General features: G+C 69.9%; 16 protein-coding genes. 7 read left to right on the top strand and 9 right to left on the bottom strand.

Annotation, left to right across the window (positions count from 1 at the left end; genetic code table 11):
• Window positions 1–37 precede the first annotated feature (37 nt).
• The 3 genes from RH864_RS06065 to RH864_RS06055 form a co-directional block, all read right to left on the bottom strand.
• On the bottom strand, window positions 38–1,372 hold the full coding sequence (locus tag RH864_RS06065) for an ABC transporter substrate-binding protein (protein WP_310516624.1): 1,335 nt from the start codon (window positions 1,370–1,372) through the stop codon (window positions 38–40).
• 98 nt (window positions 1,373–1,470) lie between these two features.
• On the bottom strand, window positions 1,471–2,997 hold the full coding sequence (gene arfA, locus RH864_RS06060; RefSeq protein ID WP_310516623.1) for an arabinosylfuranosidase ArfA: 1,527 nt from the start codon (window positions 2,995–2,997) through the stop codon (window positions 1,471–1,473).
• Window positions 2,994–4,379, bottom strand: a complete 1,386-nt coding sequence (locus RH864_RS06055) for a homoserine dehydrogenase (RefSeq protein WP_310516622.1) — start codon at window positions 4,377–4,379, stop codon at window positions 2,994–2,996. Before RH864_RS06055 ends, arfA begins: the two co-directional genes overlap by 4 nt.
• Before the next feature lie 129 nt (window positions 4,380–4,508).
• On the opposite strand from RH864_RS06055, the gene otnK reads away from it, so the two are divergent.
• The gene (otnK, locus tag RH864_RS06050; RefSeq protein ID WP_310516621.1) at window positions 4,509–5,765 is read left to right on the top strand and encodes a 3-oxo-tetronate kinase; all 1,257 of its coding nucleotides are present in this window, start codon (window positions 4,509–4,511) and stop codon (window positions 5,763–5,765) included.
• Window positions 5,762–6,517, top strand: coding sequence for a class II aldolase/adducin family protein (locus RH864_RS06045; protein WP_310516620.1), 756 nt, complete (start codon window positions 5,762–5,764; stop codon window positions 6,515–6,517). Before otnK ends, RH864_RS06045 begins: the two co-directional genes overlap by 4 nt.
• On the opposite strand, the gene RH864_RS06040 is transcribed toward RH864_RS06045, so the two are convergent.
• On the bottom strand, window positions 6,503–7,360 hold the full coding sequence (locus RH864_RS06040) for a DeoR/GlpR family DNA-binding transcription regulator (RefSeq protein ID WP_310516619.1): 858 nt from the start codon (window positions 7,358–7,360) through the stop codon (window positions 6,503–6,505). The genes RH864_RS06045 and RH864_RS06040 overlap by 15 nt on opposite strands.
• Before the next feature lie 102 nt (window positions 7,361–7,462).
• Between RH864_RS06040 and RH864_RS06035 the strand changes: the two genes are divergently transcribed.
• The gene (locus tag RH864_RS06035; RefSeq protein WP_310516618.1) at window positions 7,463–7,846 is read left to right on the top strand and encodes a VanZ family protein; all 384 of its coding nucleotides are present in this window, start codon (window positions 7,463–7,465) and stop codon (window positions 7,844–7,846) included.
• A 10-nt stretch (window positions 7,847–7,856) separates the two neighbouring features.
• Entirely contained in the window at window positions 7,857–8,300 is a 444-nt protein-coding gene (locus tag RH864_RS06030) for a GNAT family N-acetyltransferase (protein ID WP_310516617.1), read from the top strand.
• 30 nt (window positions 8,301–8,330) lie between these two features.
• Here RH864_RS06030 and RH864_RS06025 read toward each other — a convergent pair whose 3' ends face one another.
• Entirely contained in the window at window positions 8,331–8,600 is a 270-nt protein-coding gene (locus RH864_RS06025; protein ID WP_310516616.1) for a helix-turn-helix domain-containing protein, read from the bottom strand.
• A 115-nt stretch (window positions 8,601–8,715) separates the two neighbouring features.
• Here RH864_RS06025 and RH864_RS06020 point away from each other — a divergent pair, with 115 nt between their 5' ends.
• Window positions 8,716–9,447 carry a TetR/AcrR family transcriptional regulator gene (locus tag RH864_RS06020; RefSeq protein ID WP_310516615.1) on the top strand — a complete coding sequence of 244 codons (732 nt, stop codon included), beginning with the start codon at window positions 8,716–8,718 and terminating at the stop codon, window positions 9,445–9,447.
• Window positions 9,448–9,466: 19 nt separating this feature from the next.
• Here the strand turns inward: RH864_RS06020 and RH864_RS06015 are convergent, their stop codons facing one another.
• Together RH864_RS06015 and RH864_RS06010 are read right to left on the bottom strand one after the other, a co-directional pair.
• Complete coding sequence (locus RH864_RS06015) at window positions 9,467–10,132, bottom strand: GntR family transcriptional regulator (RefSeq protein ID WP_310516614.1); 666 nt, start codon at window positions 10,130–10,132, stop codon at window positions 9,467–9,469.
• Between the two features lie 167 nt (window positions 10,133–10,299).
• Complete coding sequence (locus tag RH864_RS06010) at window positions 10,300–10,998, bottom strand: ScbR family autoregulator-binding transcription factor (protein WP_310516613.1); 699 nt, start codon at window positions 10,996–10,998, stop codon at window positions 10,300–10,302.
• 122 nt (window positions 10,999–11,120) lie between these two features.
• On the opposite strand from RH864_RS06010, the gene RH864_RS06005 reads away from it, so the two are divergent.
• A complete protein-coding gene (locus tag RH864_RS06005) occupies window positions 11,121–11,792 on the top strand; it encodes an HAD family hydrolase (RefSeq protein WP_310516612.1) in 672 nt (223 codons plus the stop codon).
• Here the strand turns inward: RH864_RS06005 and RH864_RS06000 are convergent.
• Window positions 11,773–12,564, bottom strand: a complete 792-nt coding sequence (locus RH864_RS06000; RefSeq protein WP_310516611.1) for an AfsA-related hotdog domain-containing protein — start codon at window positions 12,562–12,564, stop codon at window positions 11,773–11,775. The genes RH864_RS06005 and RH864_RS06000 overlap by 20 nt on opposite strands.
• Before the next feature lie 295 nt (window positions 12,565–12,859).
• The gene (locus RH864_RS05995) at window positions 12,860–13,636 is read right to left on the bottom strand and encodes a sulfite exporter TauE/SafE family protein (protein WP_310516610.1); all 777 of its coding nucleotides are present in this window, start codon (window positions 13,634–13,636) and stop codon (window positions 12,860–12,862) included.
• 300 nt (window positions 13,637–13,936) lie between these two features.
• Here RH864_RS05995 and RH864_RS05990 point away from each other — a divergent pair, with 300 nt between their 5' ends.
• On the top strand, window positions 13,937–17,701 hold the full coding sequence (locus RH864_RS05990; protein WP_310516609.1) for an RHS repeat domain-containing protein: 3,765 nt from the start codon (window positions 13,937–13,939) through the stop codon (window positions 17,699–17,701).
• Window positions 17,702–17,757: the final 56 nt, after the last annotated feature.

Genomic DNA, 17,757 nt, shown 5'->3' with positions numbered 1-17,757 from the left:
CGCCCGGCGCCGCGCTTGCGGCGCCGGGCGGAGGTGATCAGCCTTCGGTGACGGTCAGCCCGACCGACTCGGCGTAGTCGACGAGGATCCGCTGGATCTCGGCGGCGGCCTCGTCCATCGTCTGGTCCCCGGCGATCGCCGAGGCGACCTGCTCGTTGATCGTCGACTTCGCGAACGAGTCGAAGGGCGTGAACTCGAGCGGGCTCACGGACTGCGCCGCGGGCACGAACACCTCGTTCGCGGCCTGGTCGCCGAAGAACGGGTAGGGGCGCTCGAGGAACGCGTCGGACTCGGCGACCGGGTTGAACACGGGGAACAGGAAGGCCTCTTCGATGCCCACCTCCCAGGGCTCCTCCGAGCCCAGCAGCTCGATGGCGACCTGAGCGGATGCCTCGGGCTTCTCGGTCTGGCTCGTCACGGCGAACGTCGACCCGCCGTGGTTGCCCTGCAGGTTGTCGCCGGCCTGCCACTGGGGCATGGGCGCGACCCGCCAGTTGCCGGCGGTCGCCGAGGCGACGTTGCCGAGGTAGCCCGGCCGCCAGGCGGCCTCGACCGTGGTCAGGTAGGTGCCGGCGGCGATGCCGCTGTCCCACTCGGTCGAGTGGTAGGCCGCGTCGTCGATGAGGCCCGCGGCGATCATGTCGCCCCAGTAGTTCAGCACCTTGCGCGTGACGTCGCTGTCGAAGTCGATGGTGACCTCTTCGGGGCTGTCGAAGTCGTAGCCGTACGGCTGACCGCCGGCCTGCTGGATGAGCCCGACGAGGTTCGACGCGTTCCCGACCTGGAAGTCGGAGAGGTACAGCGCGGGGTTCGCCGCCTTCAGGGCCTCCGCGTTGGCGCGGTACTCGTCCCACGTCGTCGCGGGCTGCAGTCCGTACTGCTCGTAGAGGTCGGCGCGGTAGAACTGCGCGATGGGGCCCGCGTCGACGGGGATCGCGTAGACGGCACCGTCCTGCGAGACCTGGTCCCAGACCCACTCGGGGTAGTCGCCCTCGACCTCGCTCGCACCGTACTCGGAGATGTCGAGCAGGCCGCTCATGACCTGGAAGCTCGGCAGCTCGCTGAGCTCCATCTGGATCACGTCGGGCGCGCCGGTCCCGGACTCGAGCGCGGTCCGCAGCTTGGCGTAGGCGTCTTCGCCGACGCCCGCGTTCACGAGGTCGATCTGGACGTCGTCGTGGCTTTCGTTGAAGACGTCGACGATCTGCTGGACCTCGGGGTACCAGGACCAGAGCGTGACGGTGGTGACGCCGTTCTCGTCGGCGCCGCCATCGGACGCGCCGGGGCTGCAGGCGACGAGGCCGGCGGCGGTCAGGGCCGCGACGCCGACGCCGAGCCAACGGCGCGCCGTTCGGGAGACGTGGACAGCCATGTGATTCCTCCTTGAAGCAGATGGTGCGACCGCATGGGCGTCGGTCGCGACGATGGGGAGCATATCAAGAATTCACATCAAGTGTGAATTCTTGATACCTAGATGTGACTTCCTGTGCCGGGGATGAGCCGGATCATGTTCCAGGACATGGCGGGGATCTCGACCGGCGCGCCCTCCCACGCCCGTGACGGCGCGGTTCGCGGGGCGATCGTCTCGGGCGCGGCGGCGCTGTTCGTCGCGGCCGCCGAGGGTCCCGTGAGCGTCGTGTGCTCGACCGTCGCCCCCGCTCCGAGCCGGGCGAAGCCGCCCGTGGCCAGCTCGAGCGGGATGCTGCGCTCGAGGTCGCGGTTCACCACGAAGAACGTCACGGCGCCGCTCTCGGGATCGTGCACTGCCGCGACGTCCAGTGCGGGCACGTCCTCGTGTCGCGAGGTGTCGTGACGCTCGCTGGTGAGCCCGACCCGGAGGGACTCGCCGCGCCCGAACCGGCTTGCGAGCGCGAACGGGTAGAACGTGGACTGCCGCCAGGCGGGCCCGCCGCCGGGCTCGGTGCGGATCGGGGCGATGACGTTGACCAGCTGCGCGAGGCACGCCATGCGCACCCGGTCCGACCGGCGCAGGATCGAGTTGATGAAGCTGCCGACGACGAGGGCGTCGGCGAACGTGTAGATGTCGCCGATCAGCTCGGGCGCGAAGGGCCACACGCCGATCTCGCGGGGACGCGAGTTGTACCAGACGTTCCACTCGTCGAACGAGAGCGGCATGACCTTGCTGTGCCGTCCGCGCGCGCGGGCGAAGTCGGCGCTCGCGATCACGGCGTCGATGTAGGCGTCGATCTCGACGCCCGCGGCGAGCAGCGTCGGCACGTCATCGGTCAGGTCGGGATCGACGTACATGTGCATCGACAGGTAGTCGACGTGGGCGTAGCTCTGCTCGAGCACCTCGGCCTCCCACGATCCGAACGTGGGCATGATGGGCTTCGACGTGCCGCACGCGACGAGCTCGAGGTTCGGGTTCACCCGGCGCAGCGCGACCGCGGTCTCGGCGGCGAGCCGCCCGTACTCGTACGCGGTCTTGTGCCCCAGCTGCCACGGGCCGTCCATCTCATTGCCCAGGCACCACACCCGCACGTCCCACGGGTCCTCGACGCCGTGCGACCGGCGCAGGTCGGACCAGTAGGTGCCGCCGGGCAGCGTCGTGTACTCGACGAGCGCGGTGGCCGCTTCGATGCCCCGCGTGCCGAGATTGACCGCCATCATGGGCTCGATCCCGAGGCGCTGGCAGTACCGCATGAACTCGTTCGTGCCGACCAGGTTGGGTTCGATGCTCTTCCACGCGAGCTCGCGTCGCACGGGCCGGTCCTCGCGCGGACCGACCCCGTCCTCCCAGCGGTACCCGGAGACGAAGTTGCCGCCGGGATAGCGGAGGATCGTCGGCCCGAGCTCGCGCACGAGCTCGGCGACGTCCTGCCGGAAGCCGTCCTCGTCGGCGGTCGCGTGCTCGGGATCGTAGATCCCGTCGTAGACGCACCGGCCCATGTGCTCGACGAACGATCCGTAGATCCGCGGGTCGATCTCGCCGAGCGAGAAGCTGGGGTCGACGAGGACTCGGGCGGTGACGGTCATGACACTCCTTCGTGGGTTCGGACTGGTCTGGGCGTGCGTTCGAGCGCGGCGAGCTCGAGCAGCGTCGCGTCGATGCCCGCCACGTCGTCGAAGCCGATGCGGGTTCCGGCCGGGACGTCGCGGCGCAGCTGCGCACCGTCGAGCAGGTAATAGGGCACGGCCGTGTCGCCGGCCTCGGCGGCGGGCACGAGCGCTGGCGTGGTGCCGTCGATCTCGTGATGGTGGCCGGCGACGCGGAACTCGAACCCGGCGGTGAGCGGCCGGGCGACCGTCGCGACCATGGTCGTACGCCGCGCGCTGGGCGCGGCGACGGGGATGCCGGCCACGGCGTCGGCGATCGTGCCGGGGATCTCGAGCCCCATGAGGTGGAAGGGCAGCCCGATGCACAGGTGGTCGCCGCTCGCGCTGACGACGTGCCCCTTCTGCGCCAGCACGCGCGCCACCTCGGGATCGGGGCAGCGCACGACGATGAACTCGCCGCCCGCGAAGCTCGCCTCGCCCGGCTCGCGCAGGAGCGTGAAGACGTCGAGGACGGCTTCGCCGGTGAGGATGCCTCCCGCGGAGCGCGGGCGGAGCACGTCGGCCAGCTCGCGGTACCGCACGATGGGGTAATGCATCTCAGGGGTGTCGACCGCGAGCCCGGTGAGGTTCGCGACGACGGCGATCTCGCAGTAGTCGGCCGCCGCCCCCAGCTTCAGGTCGCGCACCGCCTCGCGGCGCGCGGCGAGGGTGGCTGCGAGGTCGTCGCCGAGGTCCCAGTGCGCGCCGAGCGCCGGTGCGTCGATCGTGTGGTCGAGCACCGAGGCCGTTCCCGCCGCGCGGTCGAAGACGAGGTCGTACTCGCTCGACTTCCCGGCGGCGACGACCCGCAGTCCGAGCCGCTCGGCCCAGCCGAGCAGCGCGACGAGGTTCGCCGGCTGGTCGCCGGCGCCGGTCGTCGAGACGACGCCCCGGTCGGCGGCCCGTTCGGCGAGCAGCCGCCCGAAGAGCGACTCCGTCTCCTTGCTGGCGAGCACGACCGGCCGTGCGGCGTCGATCGCGTCGAGTGCCGCGCGCACGCTGACGCGCACGGCGCCCGTGGCCTCGACGAGGACGTCGTAGGCCTCGGGGACGAGCAGGTCGGTCGACGCGACGAGCGCGATCCGGCCGGCGTCGACCGCGGCCGTCACCGCGTCGGCCGTGGCGCATTCCACGACCTGGTCTCGGGCGTAGCCGAGCTCGTCGAGCTGCCTGGCGGCCGACGCGAGGTCGAGATCGCAGAGCACCGCGGCCCGCTGCGACGCGTGGTCACGAAGCGCCAGGAGCACCGTTCGTCCGAAGCCGCCCGCTGCGCCGGTGAGGGCGACCCGGATGGCCGACGTGGTCGGTCGAGGGGAGTTCACGTGGGGGCTCTTTCCTGGATTCGGCGGTTGGACGATGACCGCACCGGCAGAATAACATTTCCGAACAGTGTGTAACATGTTCTCACATCGTCCAGCTCGACCGGACCGCAGCAAGAGAACGGAGCCCGCATGCTCGGAGCGATCGCCGACGACGTCACCGGCGCGGTCGACCTCGCCGCGAACCTCGTCTCGCGCGGCTTCCGTACCCGGCTGCATGTCGGCGTTCCGTCGGGGCCGCTCGATGGCGCGGACGACGCCGACGCCGTCGTGGTCGCACTGAAGACCCGCACGGCGCCCGTCGAGCAGGCCCTCGCCGAGAGCGGCGCATCGCTCGACGCGCTGCGCACGGCCGGCGCCGACCGCTTCTACGTCAAGTACTGCTCGACCTTCGACTCCACGCCGAAGGGCAACATCGGCCCGGTCTGCGACCTCGTCGTCGACCGGCTCGGGGCGACGACGACCGTGGTCGTCCCGAGCTTCCCCGACAACGGCCGGACGCTGTACCTCGGGCACCTCTTCGTCGGCGACGTGCTGCTGAGCGAGAGCTCGCTCGCGACGCATCCGCTCACGCCCATGACCGACCCCGACCTCGTCCGCGTCCTGCAGCAGCAGACGCCTTCGCGGGTCGCACTGATCCCGCTCCCGACCGTGCGACGGGGCGCGCCGGCCGTGCAGGCCGCGCTGGCCGAGCTCGGAGGCCGCGGCGTGCGATACGCCGTCGTCGACGCGATCGACGACCACGACCTCGGCATCATCGCCGAGGCCACCGCCGAGGCATCCGTCATCACCGGGGGATCGGGTCTCGCGCTCGGCATGACCGGGCCGACCGACCGGGGCGCGACGCCCGCACCCGAAGCGCTCCGCACCGGCCCGGGCGTCGTCCTCGCCGGCAGCGCCTCGGCCGCGACCCGCACCCAGCTCGCGCACGCCGTCGCCGCGGGCTTGCCCGTGCACCGGCTCGACGTCGACGCGCTCGACGCGAGCGTCGAGCGCGCGTTCGACTGGGCGAGCGGATGCCTCGCCCACGACCCTGCTTCCACGCCGGTGATCGCACCCGAGGAGACCGGCGGGCGCGTGGATGCCACGACCGAATCCGGCTCCGCACGGGCCGCCGCGCTCGAGGCGGCGTTCGGCGAGCTCGCCCGCAGGTTCGCGGACGCCGGGATCCGACGGTTCATCATCGCGGGCGGCGAGACGTCGGGGGCCGTCGTCAACGCGCTCGGCGTCGGCGAGCTCGCGGTCGGCGAACCGATCAGTCCCGGCCTCGCCTGGACGTTCGGGACCGCACGCACATCCGGCGGCCCCGCGACCATCGCCCTGGCCCTGAAGTCGGGCAACTTCGGACACGACGACGTGTTCCTGGACGCCTGGAGGCGCCTCGCATGACCACCATCGCCACCACGACCGCCGCGATCGACGACCTCGTCGAGGCGGCACACGAGCTCGCCGCGCTCGGGCTCAGCCCCGGCACCTCGGGCAACGTGAGCGTGCGGTTCGGCGACCGGGTCTACCTCTCGGCGACGGGCGCGAGCATGGCCACGCTCACGCCCGCAGGCCTCTCGGAGCTCGCGCTCGACGGCACGCACCTCGCCGGGCCGCGACCCACGAAGGAAGCACCGCTGCACCTGGCGTTCTACCGCAAGTCCGACCGCACCCGCGCGGTCGTGCACCTGCACTCCGCCGCCGCGGTCGCCGCGTCATGCCTGCCGCCGCACTCGGACCTCAGCGCCCTGCCGCCCATCACGCCCTACTTCGTCATGCGAGTCGGCCAGACTCCGCTCATCCCCTACGCGGCACCCGGCTCGAGCGAGCTCGCGAACCAGATCGAGCTGCGCACGTTCGAGTTCCGGGCTGCGTTGCTGCAGAACCACGGCTCGATCGTCGCCGCCGACTCGGTCGCGCGCGCGGTCGATGCCGCGATCGAGCTCGAGGCCGCGGCCGAGGTGCTCATGCGGCTCGGGTCGCAGGAGTTCACGCCGCTGACCGACGCACAGGCGCGTGAGCTGGCCGACCGCTACGACTCGTGCTGGGACGGCGATGGTGGCGAAGCCGGCGGCGGCTCGGCCGGAGGCGGCTCGGCCGGCAACGGCGCCGAGGGCGGCGGCGGAGTCGGGAGCGCCGGGTCAGCCGGCGAGTGAGGCCGCGGCGGGCGCAGGCGGCTCGGAGTCGCCGGGCGCGCCGGGCCCCGTGGCCGGGGTCGTCGCGTCGTCCTCGTCGGTCGTCGCGAGGACGAGCTCGACACCCCGGTCCTTGATGCCGGCGGCTGCGCCGATCGGCAGGCCGTCATCGGTCAGCACGGTGTCGAACTCCCGCAGGTCTGCGACGCGATGCGTGGCGAAGAGCCCGTACTTGACGCTGCCGGCCACCAGCACGCGGGACGCCGACATCTCCATCGCGGTGCGCTTGACGTCGACCTTCGCCTCGTGGGGCGTGGTCACGCCGCGATTGGCATCCCAGCTGCTCGAGCTGATGAACGCGATGTCGACGTTCAGCTGCCGGAGCGTCGCGGCCGCGAGCCGGCCGACCGAGGAGCGGTTCCGGTGGTCGAGCAGGCCACCGGTGTGGATGACCTCGAACTGCTCGGCGTCGGCGAGCGCGTCGAGCGTGCTGAAATCGTTGGTCACGATGGTGAGGCGGCGGCGGGCGACGAGGTGCGGCACCATGCTGAGGATCGTCGTGCCGGCGTCGAGATAGACGGTCATGTCGTCGGCCACGAGGTCGGCGGCCGCGCGCGCCATCGCACGCTTGTGGCCGATGTCGACGGCCTCCTTGTCGAGCCGGGACGGCTCCGCGCCGAGGTGGCTCGCGAGCCGGACCCCGCCCTGGACGGAGTAGGCGCGGCCCGCACGCTCGAGCACGTCGATGTCGCGCCGGACGGTCATGTGCGAGACGCCCAGACGCTCGGTGAGCTCGCGCACCGAGAGCACCGTCGACTCGCGCAGCAGACGGAGCAGCTCTTCTCGCCGCTGGTCTGGGATCACAGGCCACCTCCATAGGTACTGCGACCGAGAGTGTAACAGCGATTCACACAGGATCACATCGGCGGCACGGTGTTGTCACGGTCGACGTGGCAGCATCGGAGGATGACCAACCGGGCCCGCCTCGCGCTCTGGGTCGCCTTCGGCTTCGCGATCGTGGTGCAGCTCGTCGTGCTGTATGTGCCGTCGGCGCCGAGCGGTCCGGGGATCCCGGGGTTCGACAAGCTCGTGCACGCCGGGATCTTCCTCGTGCCCGCCGTGCTCGGCGTGCTCGCCGGGGCCCGCGTCGTCTGGCTCGCGGCAGTGCTGGCGGTGCACGCGTTCGCCTCGGAGGCGCTGCAGCATCTCCTGCTGCCGGAACGCGCCGGCGACGTCTGGGACGTCGTGGCCGACCTGGCGGGCCTGGCACTCGGATTGGCCATCGGCCTCGGCGCGCAGCACCTCGCCCGCGGTCGGCGCCGCGACGCAGCTCACCGGGGCGCGCCCTAGGCTGGCCCGCATGGCCCTCGCTCTGCACCACGCCGCCGTCGCCGAGATCGAACCCGAGACCCTGTATCGGCTGCTCTGGCTGCGGGTCTCGGTGTTCGTCGTCGAGCAGCGTGCTGCCTATCCCGAGATCGACGGGCGGGACATCGAGCCCGGTGCCGAGCTCCTGTGGGCCGAGGAGGACGGACTCGTCCTCGCGACCGCCCGCCTGCTCCGCGAGGCCGATGCGCTACGGATCGGCCGTGTCGCGACCGCACCCGAGGCGCGCGGCCGCGGCGTCGCATCGGCGATCATGCGAGCCGCGATCGACCGGTGCGAGCGGGTCGGTGCCGGCCTGCCGATCGTGCTCGACGCCCAGGAGCATCTCCTCGACTGGTACGCCGGCTTCGGCTTCGTCGCCGAGGGCGACCGGTTCTTCGAAGACGACATCGCGCACCGGGCGATGCGGAGAGTCTGAGAGACACGAGGCTGGGAGGCACGAGCCTGATCAGACCCTGCCGTCGGCGGCGAGCCGCTCTGCGAGCGGCCGCCGTGCGGCGCGAGCCAGGATCTCGTCGGGCGGGACCTGGAGAGCGTGCGCGATCTGATACAACGCGGGGATCGGGATCGCCCGCTGATTGTAGAGATATCGCAGCATCGTGCTCCGGTTGAGCGCCGACCGGTGAACCATCTCTTCGATGGTCAGGCCGGAGTCCTGCCGCGCCACGCGGAGCTCGAACGCGACGGCGCCGTTGAAGTCTGCGGCGGCTGGATTCACGTAATGGAGTCTAGCGTTTCGCACATCAGTATTGCATTCCCCACGCGAGGTAACTTCGTTAATACTTTGCGTATCAATATTGCATTCGTCTGTCATCTCGACATAGAATCCCCATGTGGGGACGAACTACCACTCATTCAGCACCGGTCGACAGTCGCGCTATCGCAAGCAGACTCGCGACCAGCTCGTCGTTGCCGCGGCCCGCGAGTTCGAGCGGGTCGGCTATGCCAGGGCTTCCCTCGCGGTCGTCTGCGATGCGGCGGGCCTGACGACCGGTGCGTTCTACCACTACTTCGATTCGAAGATCGAGCTCGCGGGGGCCATCCTCACGGCGCAGTTGCCGCGCGTGCAGGCGATGGCCGATGAGGTCGCGTCGAACGGCTCGTCGTCCGTCGAGCGCCTGCTCGGCTTCCTGGCCTCGCTCAGCGCACTGCTGGCGAACGATGAGCTGGTTCGCGCCGCAGCGCGGCTCGCGGTCGATCGAACCATCGGCGAGGCGTCCGAGCTCTTCGCCCCGTGGGCCGAGCTGGCGACGAAGGTGATCGAGGGCGGTGCACCGCCGAGCTCGGGCTACACGATCGACGTGAAGCCGCTCGGGGCGCTGGCGACCTCGCTCGTCGTGGGCGCGTGGTTCGGGGGTGCATCGTCGAACCCCGCCAGGGTCGCGTCCCTGATCAGGCCGCTTTCGACCGCGTTCGTGGTCGGTGTGCTGCACCCGGCGGAACAGCCGGCGGCGCATGAGGCCGCGGATCGGGTCTTCGAGCGCATTTCCCGGCTCACGGCAGACGCAGGGGATGCGGCGAGGTTCATCGGTCTCGACTCGTTCGATGGAGGGCTCGAGTACTGACCCGACCGCACCTCTGAGTTCAGGCCGACGCCCGCATCATCGGTTCAGCGCGGGTGGCCGCTTCGGCCCAGTTCGCGAAGGCGGCGTGCAGGGGCCCGGGTGCGTTCTTCTGGAGTGCCGTGATGAGGCTGGCAGTCAGCGCGAGGTCGGCGTCGTGATGCTCATGCAGAAGGGGCTGAGCGAGTACGAGACGGTATGAGGCGGCGGTCGCCGCGAGTCGCATGGCGAAGCTCGCAGCCTCCGTGCGCAGGTGCGTGAAGAACGCGAAGCTCGCGGCAGGCCTGCGCGCCGCACCTGCCTTGTAGACACGGCCCCGCAAGGCGCGGAGTTTCGAGATGGCCGCACGGTCGGTTGCACCGCACAGGGAGCTGGCGATCGCGAGATGCACCGTTGCCCAGCTTTGGGCTTCCAGACGTGCGGTCTCGGGTGTGAACGAGATGATGCGGGTATATCTGGCCGCGGCGATGTCGATCACGCCGTGCCCTTCAAGGCGCTTGATCGCCTCACGGATCGGAGTGCGGGACACATTGAGCCGCTCGGCCCACTCCTGGTCGTGCACGTCATCTCCGGCGACCAATTCTCCCGAGGCGATGGCGTCGAGCATCAACTCGTGCACCTGATCGACAACGGTACGAGAGCGAGAGACGATCCGCCCGGGCTCGGGAAATGCGGCGTCTACAGTCATGACCACTCCAAAAATCATTACCGATACTTTTTTCTAGTATGGATACTAGTCGCCAGAATTTCAACCCCTTCGGTGAAATCGCTCAGGACAATTAGGCATCGGACGGCCGGAATCGCGAATCGCCGGCGACTGCTGCGGCCGACGTGATCCGACGTTTCGATCGACTCCTACGCTGACCCCAGATGCACTTCGATCGCCTCATCGATGGTCAACAAGGCGGGAACGGGGCGTCCGCGAAAGAGCTCATCGGCCCGTTCCAGCCAATGCTCCTGGTCGCGGATCACGTACGCCCGGATGAAGACTTCCCACATCGTCAAGATGCGTTCCGGCAGAGCGCGAAGGTCATGAAGCAAGGTCGAGAAGATGTAGTGCCCCGTGTAGCCGCCGACGATGAACTCCGCGGTTCGTCTCACATCGAGGTCGGGCGCGACAACCCCCTCGCTCATTCCGGTGTTGAGCAGCATTTCATTGAAGGCGATCCAGCCATCGAATGTGGCCATTGGCGGACGATCGAACGCGATGACTTCGCTGGTGAGCCGAGCGCCCGCCCTCACTAGGGGATCGCGCAGGATGTCGTACGTGAAGTCCGCGGACACTCTCAGCGTGGTCTCAAGGGTGGGGAGCCCTGACTGCAACGTCGCCATCGCCTTGGTCTGGGAATATGCGTTCTGCGATTCGATGACTGCATGAGCGACCGCTTCCTTCGACCTGAAGTGGAAGTAAAATGCACCGGTCGTCAGGCCCGCACGGGTTGCGATCTCCGCGAGCGAGGTCCGATCGAACGTGCTCTCATTCACCGCTTGCGCGGCGGCGATGATGATCCGCTGTCTGGTGCGAGCAGCCTTGGAGTGCGTCGCGGGGCTCATGAGAATTCACTTTCCACGAGCTTACGCCGATAACTGCGTTATGCTCATGTTCCCCCAGATCCTAGTACACGTCTGTCTCTGAAGGGAGATCCGGACCCATTCCGAACAATGCGTTCTTCGACGTGGACGACGCGCTTCTCAAGGGGTTCACGATTGCGAGCTTTTCGAGGTTCATCTTGGACCTGGTGGACGACCCGCTGCTCGTCGAGGAAATGCTCGAGCTGGAGCGTCGCGCGCCGGCCTATGCGGACCGGAGAGCGTTGACTGCGGACTGCTTCCGGCTCTTCGCCGGTCAGTCCTGGTCTCGGCTGATGACCTGGGGCAATGAATGGTACGAGCAGATCGGGAAACATCGGCAGATCCCCGAAGCGGTGACTCGCCTCGTCGCGCATCGCGATCACGGCGACCGGGTGGTCCTCATCTCGGGATCGTGGCTCCCATGTCTACTCCCACTCGCCCGCGACTTCGAACTCGATGCCGAGGCAATCGTGTGCTCCGACCTCGAGCTCGAACCGGACGAGGACACCCTCACAGGTGAGGCATCCCGGATCATACTGGCGAAGACCAAAGCTGAGGCCGTTCAAGCGATTGCTCTTCGGGACCACGCTGACCTTGCTGACTGCTTCGCCTACGGCGACGACGTGTCCGATCTGCCGATGCTGAAATCGGTCGGCCACGCGATCGTCGTGCGACCGGCACAACCGATGGCCGAGCTCGCGTCCCGGCTCGGTTGGAGCATTCTGCACCCCCTATCCAACCCTTCGGCCGGAACACTCATACCACCGGGCGCGTGACGGCCCGAGCGATCACCTGTCCCGCTTGTCGGAGCAGCCACAGGTCTTGACCGATCGTGCCCAGCGTCTCGCGTTCAAGCAGAATGGCCGCCGACTGCTCCGCGAACCTCAGAAACTCCATTCGAATCGAGACGTTCCCGGAAGTGCTCGAACTAGCCGCGTCGGCGAGCACCGCGTCGACCAGCGCCATCGACACGACATGATCCCCCCGGCGATTGAAAAGGAAGCGGTCTTGATCATTCCAGCGCACCGGTCGACCGGGCCCGGACACGCCGTCGTGCGTCGGAGCGTCCAGGTTGGCGTGAGATCGGGACGCACGCTCCGCAAATCCGCGGATCGCCGCGTAGTGACGGGGAGCAAGACACCGAGCCTCCAGTTCTCCGGTCGCGATCATGTCGCCGTGAGACAGCAGCTCCGCGTGGAACGCCAAGTGGCCGCCGTCTCCTTCGCGCACGCGGCCAGTGACCGTGCAGGTGAAATCGACATCTGCCCTCACGGTCGGTGGAGTCGCGCGCCATTCCAGCGCGAGTGCGGTGGTGACGAGGTGCCAGTCGCCGGGCATCCCCAGCGCTGAGTGCGCCATGAGATAGCCGCATTGCCGGAGGATCTCGAGCACGATGAGCTCCGGGAGTGATCCTTGGTGATTGGGCATTCGCTCGTGCCACGAGGGCACGCTCACCGCGGCGAACAATTGTTCGCCCTCGACTTCGGCACTGAGCACGAAGACATCTCCAAGGCGAGCCCGGTGTACGAGGTACTGATCGACGACCACGGTAGGAGAAAGCGTAGTGGCAATATGCTCCGGGTGAATACGAGGTCAACGATCGTAAGGAATCGCATGTAAGGAACTTGTGAAGGCCCCGACCCCTCAGGCGTCTCGGCCGGCGTTGCGCCGTCGGGAAGCTGGTGACAAGCACCACACGCCACGCCGCCGGCGTCGCGCGTCTCGTGCCGGCGCGGATTGCGGCTTCGTTTCAGTCCGGGAACGCGGACAGGAGGGCGACGGAAACCTCACGACTCGTGCGCGAGAAACCTCACCCGAGCAGCGAGGGCGCGCCCCCGCGGGATCAGCGCGCGCGCCGCGACCGGATGTGCTTGACGACCAGCTGCACGCAGATCCCGGTCAGCAGCACCGAGAACGTGACGTTGGACCAGAACGGCGAGATCGCGGTCGCGGTCAGCAGTCCGAGCGGGGATGCGACGCAGGCCGCGAGGCCGACGACTCCGGCCGCCCGCAGATCCACGTTGCGCCGGCGGGTGTTGCCGATCGTCGCCGAGATCGACCCCGGCACCATCATGAGCAGCGAGGTGCCCTTCGCGACGAGGTCGCTCGCCCCGAAGAAGAACATGAGGATGGGCACGACGATGATGCCGCCCCCGACGCCGAGGAGTCCCGACAGGATGCCCGTGACGAGCCCGGTGAGCACGAGCGCCGCCCCCGCCCAGACGTCGATGGCGATCTCGGCGTCGCGCTGCGGAACCGCGAGCCAGAGGTTCACGATGACGACCGCGAGGAACGCGACGAACATCCAGAACAGCACGTCCTTCGGCAGCCTCGCGAGCAGGTAGGTGCCGAGCTGCGCACCGGCCACGATGCCGATCGCGAGCATGAGCCCCGCGAGCCAGTCGACGTTGCCCGAGATGGCGTACCCGACCGCGCCGACGATCGAGGTGGGCAGGATCGCGGCGACCGAGGTCCCCGCGGCGAGCCGTTGGTCGAGCCCGAGCGCGAGCAGCATGGGCACGACGACGATGCCGCCCCCGACGCCGAAGAGACCGGAGAGGTACCCGGCCCCGAGCCCGAGCAGGATGAGCGGGAGCACCGCCGGTCTGGGTGAGGACATCGTGCTCCTGACCTGCGATGAGGTGCATCTGACGGGCGCCGACGAGCGACAGCCGAGACGGCGGATTCGTACGTGACGCGGGCATCGACGGGGCATCCGTCATGCGCGCCTGACGTGCGCGTCGTGGACGCGCCATGAACACAGTGACCGGTGGCCCCACCCAGTGTCAAACTCGCCGCGCCGCGCCGACCGCGGGCGAGCCCGCGTCGCGTCATTCCATCGACAACGCGAGGGAATATTACTATGCTGACGCCGGTCGACGCCGTCCGGCGTGCCGGCTGCATGATCTAGGAGGTCGTGGTGATCGTGTTCCGGGGATTCCGTCGACCGCGGCTCGGGGGCATCGCCGCCGCGGTGGCGAGTGCCGCACTGGTGACCGGGTCGCTGACGGCCGCGGACGCCGAGGGGCCGGCCGATCCCCCGGCGTCCGTCGTCGGCGGATTCTCGCTGGGCGACGGGCTCGAGGGCACGATCGACGAGCGGGTGGGCGCGTTCCGCTTCACGGTTCCGGTCGGTGGGCTCGCCCTGTCGTGGGATTCGCGGGGCCTGGCTGAGGATCGCTCCGAACTCGGCGCCGGCTGGACGTGGGGGCTGAGCCGGGTCGAGACGGCCGGCGGCGTCGCGGTGCATCCGGCCACCGGCGGGAGGTTCCCGGCCGACGCGACCCACCCGTCAGGGCTGGCGGGATACGACGTCGAAGACGTGGTCTTCGCACAGGTGCGCGGCGCGCTGCCCGGCCGCGGGGTCGAGCTCCCCGGGTTCCCGACGCGGATCGAGTACGCGTACGCGCTGCATGAGCTCGGCGGTGCCGTGACGTATTTCAACGCGACGGGCGATCCGGTGGCGCACCTCGACCGGTTCGGCCGGCGCACGGACTGGGCGTGGCACGACTCGGCCGGCCAGCGGCTGACGGGGGTGATCGACCCCGACGGCATGGTCACCACGGTCGACTCGACCTCCGAGCCGGGGCGTGTCGTCGTGCGGCCGGGCGCGAGCCTCGCGCCCGGTTCCGAGTCCGCGGGCTCGGCATGGCGGCTCGATCTCGACGATGGGCGCGTCGCGTCGGTCACGGATGCCTCGGGAGGCCGCATCTCGCTCGGCTACGACCGATCGGGCCTCGTCTCGGCGGTCTCGGGCGTCTCTGGCGGGATCACCCGGGTGACGTGGCGGATGCACGCCGATGCGGTCGCGCGGGTGTCGAGCGTGAGGACGACCGACGGGTCCGGCGCCGAGCTCTCCCGGCGAGACTGGGAGCCCGGCCCGGACGGCGGGCTGTCGACCGGCTGGCCACGCCACGCGGGCGACGCGGCACTGCCCGGGTCGGCCGACCCGCGGTTCAGCTACCGATCGGTGCTCTCGGACGGCGCGACCCGGGTGGTGTCGGAGTACTCCAGCCGGCACCTGCTCGTCCATCGCGCCACCGTCGCGGCCTCGGCGGCCGGTGCGCATGTGGTCCACGAGCAGACGTTCGGCTACCCGGACGCGGCGGACGGTGGCGGTGGTGCTTCTGCTGCACCGCCCGGGAACTGGTCGCGCCCGAACGAGGCGACGATCACGTTCCACGACCGAGCCGGCGGGGAACGCACCGCGAGCGAGACCTTCGGGTTCGATGCGCGAGGGCGGTTGCTCGAACACACGGCCCTCGACGGAGCCGTGACCACGGTCGAGTACGACGAGACCGTGCCGACCGGGTCGCTCCTGCCGATCGGCCTCCCGGTCGCCGAGACGCTGACCGCGCCCGACGGGCACCGGCGGCTCACGCGCAGCACGCTGCGTGCCGACCGCGCCGCCGTGGTCGCCGTCGAGACCTCGGAGGGCGCACCCGCCGGCGCCATGGCGGTCGTCGCGCGTGCCGAGTTCGAGGTTCGCGACGACGGCTTCGTGTCCGCGCGCCGGGAGTTCGCGGCGGACGGTTCGCCGCAGCCCCCGGCGACCACGACCTGGGACCGCTCGGTCGACGTCGCCGGCGGCACCGCCGCGACGACGGAGACCACGGCAGCCGGCAGCCCGGCCCAGGTGTCGACCACGGAGGTGACCTCGCTCGTGCACGGCGGGGTGCTCGCACGCACCGACCCGCTCGGGAACACGGCACGCACGACCTTCGACGCGATCGGCCGGCCGGTGCGCCGGCGCGACCGGATCCCGCTCGCCTCCGGCGAGCGCGACGGGCGTTCCACGACGACCGAGTACGAGTACGACGCGCACGATCGGCTCATCCGCTCGACGCTGCGCGACGCGAGCGCCGCGCCGGAAGTCGTCACACGGGAGACGGCCTACGACCTGTCGGCCGCGGGAGATGTGCTCGCCGAGACCACGACGACCTCGCCCGGCACCACGGCCGAGCTGGTCGCCGCTCGCGACTTCGAGTACGGCGCGCGAGGCGAGCTCGTCGCGCGCGTGAGCACCGAGCAGACCGCGCACGACGAGGCGGTGCGCCGGGAGCAGGTCTGGGATGCTGCGGGCAATCTGCGGCTCGGTCTCGACGGCACCCGGTACGAGTACGACGCGGCCGATCGGCCCGTCGCCGAGGCAGGTCCCGACGGCTCGACCATCGGCATCGACTACTGGGCCGACGGCACCCGGCGGAGCGTCACGACGACCCGCGCCGGCGGAGCAGGAGCGACCACGGAGGCCGTCGGGTTCTACTGGAATGGCGACACCCTGCTGGCCGAGACGCACACGGGCGGCGGCGCGGGCGAGCAGGGCAGCGCGACCTACCTGTACGGTCTCGGCCGCCACGCCCGCACGATCCTGCAGGCCGACGGTGGCGACGCGACGAGCTACTACGGCACCGACCGGCACGGCAACGTCATCGAGACGACCGACGGCGCCGGCCGCACGATCCGACGGGTCGCGTATGACGATTACGGCACCGCGACCGACGACGCGGCCGCGAAGCGCGGGCTCGAACGCGACCCGTTCGGCTTCGCGGGCGAGTACACCGATGCGACCGGCCGCCAGCACCTGCGCACCCGCACCTATGATCCGTCGACGCGGCAGTTCACGACCCGCGATGACGCCGACCGGCACAACCGGTATGCGTTCGCCGACCTCAACCCGATCATGAACGTCGACCCGAGCGGCCGCAGTGCGGCCCCCGACGGGGGCCATATCGCCATGCTCGGACTGGGCCTCGTGCTCACCCTTGTAATCGGGGCCGCGTCGATCACGACCGGCGGGACGGCGCTCGGCTGGTTCGGCGTCGCGATCGCCGTGGGCGGGGGGCTCGCCTCCGGATACTCGGTCGCGGTGAGCATCGGGGCCCTCGTCGCGCAGACCGACACCGCACGGGCAACGATCGACCCTGCTGCCCGGGAGTTCTTCGAGTCCGACCTCGCCTGGGGTCTGGACTCGCTCATCTCCTTCGGGGTCGGAGCATCCGTGTTCTTGAACTGGGCTCGGCTGACGCGGGCCGCGTCGTGGATCCGGCAGATGTTCCGGCCGGCGGGCGCGGCGGGCGCGGCGGGCGCGGCGCATGCCGCGGGCGGCGGAGCGGGATCTCGAACCGCGGCGAGCCTCGCGACCGAGATGGCGACGTTCGCTGCTGAGCCGGCGCCCGGCCTGCACTCGGCCGCGATCGTCAGGGGATGGACCGAGCTGGTCGCACAGATGGACGCCGCGCCCATGGCCGCCCTGAACACGTCGACCGACCGACTGATCGAGCGCACGATCCGAACCCTGGAGCAGGACGGTCTGGGATACGTCGGGAAGCACACGATCGAGTACGACGGGCAGACATTGACCGGCTTTCGTGCCTGGCTCTACCGGACGCACGGCGTGCCACCTGAGGCCATCACCGCGGTGTACACGCATCTCCGTCGCTCCGAGGGTCCGTTCGGGGCGACGGCCCTGGCGCACCGCCTGAAGCCGCTCGTGAAACGGGTCTTGGCGATGCATCGTCAGTTCAGCGCGAACGCGCCGGCCGACTACGCCCTCGCGGCGGGGAGCAAGGAGTTCTATCTGGGGGAGCTTCTGGAGCGGCTCCGCGCCCTGACCCGCACCGCGGTCGCTCCCGCGGCCTCAGCGCCCGTGGACGTGCCGCCCAGTCTGCTCGACGCGTACTAGCGCTGCTTGACACGTAGTCGCGGCGCGCGACCGCGTTCGCACCGCGCCTGCTGTGG

Source organism: Agromyces aerolatus (assembly GCF_031432255.1).
GTDB lineage: Bacteria > Actinomycetota > Actinomycetes > Actinomycetales > Microbacteriaceae > Agromyces.
Note: the sequence above shows the minus strand (reverse complement) of the source record. Positions and strands in the feature narration are given on the sequence as shown.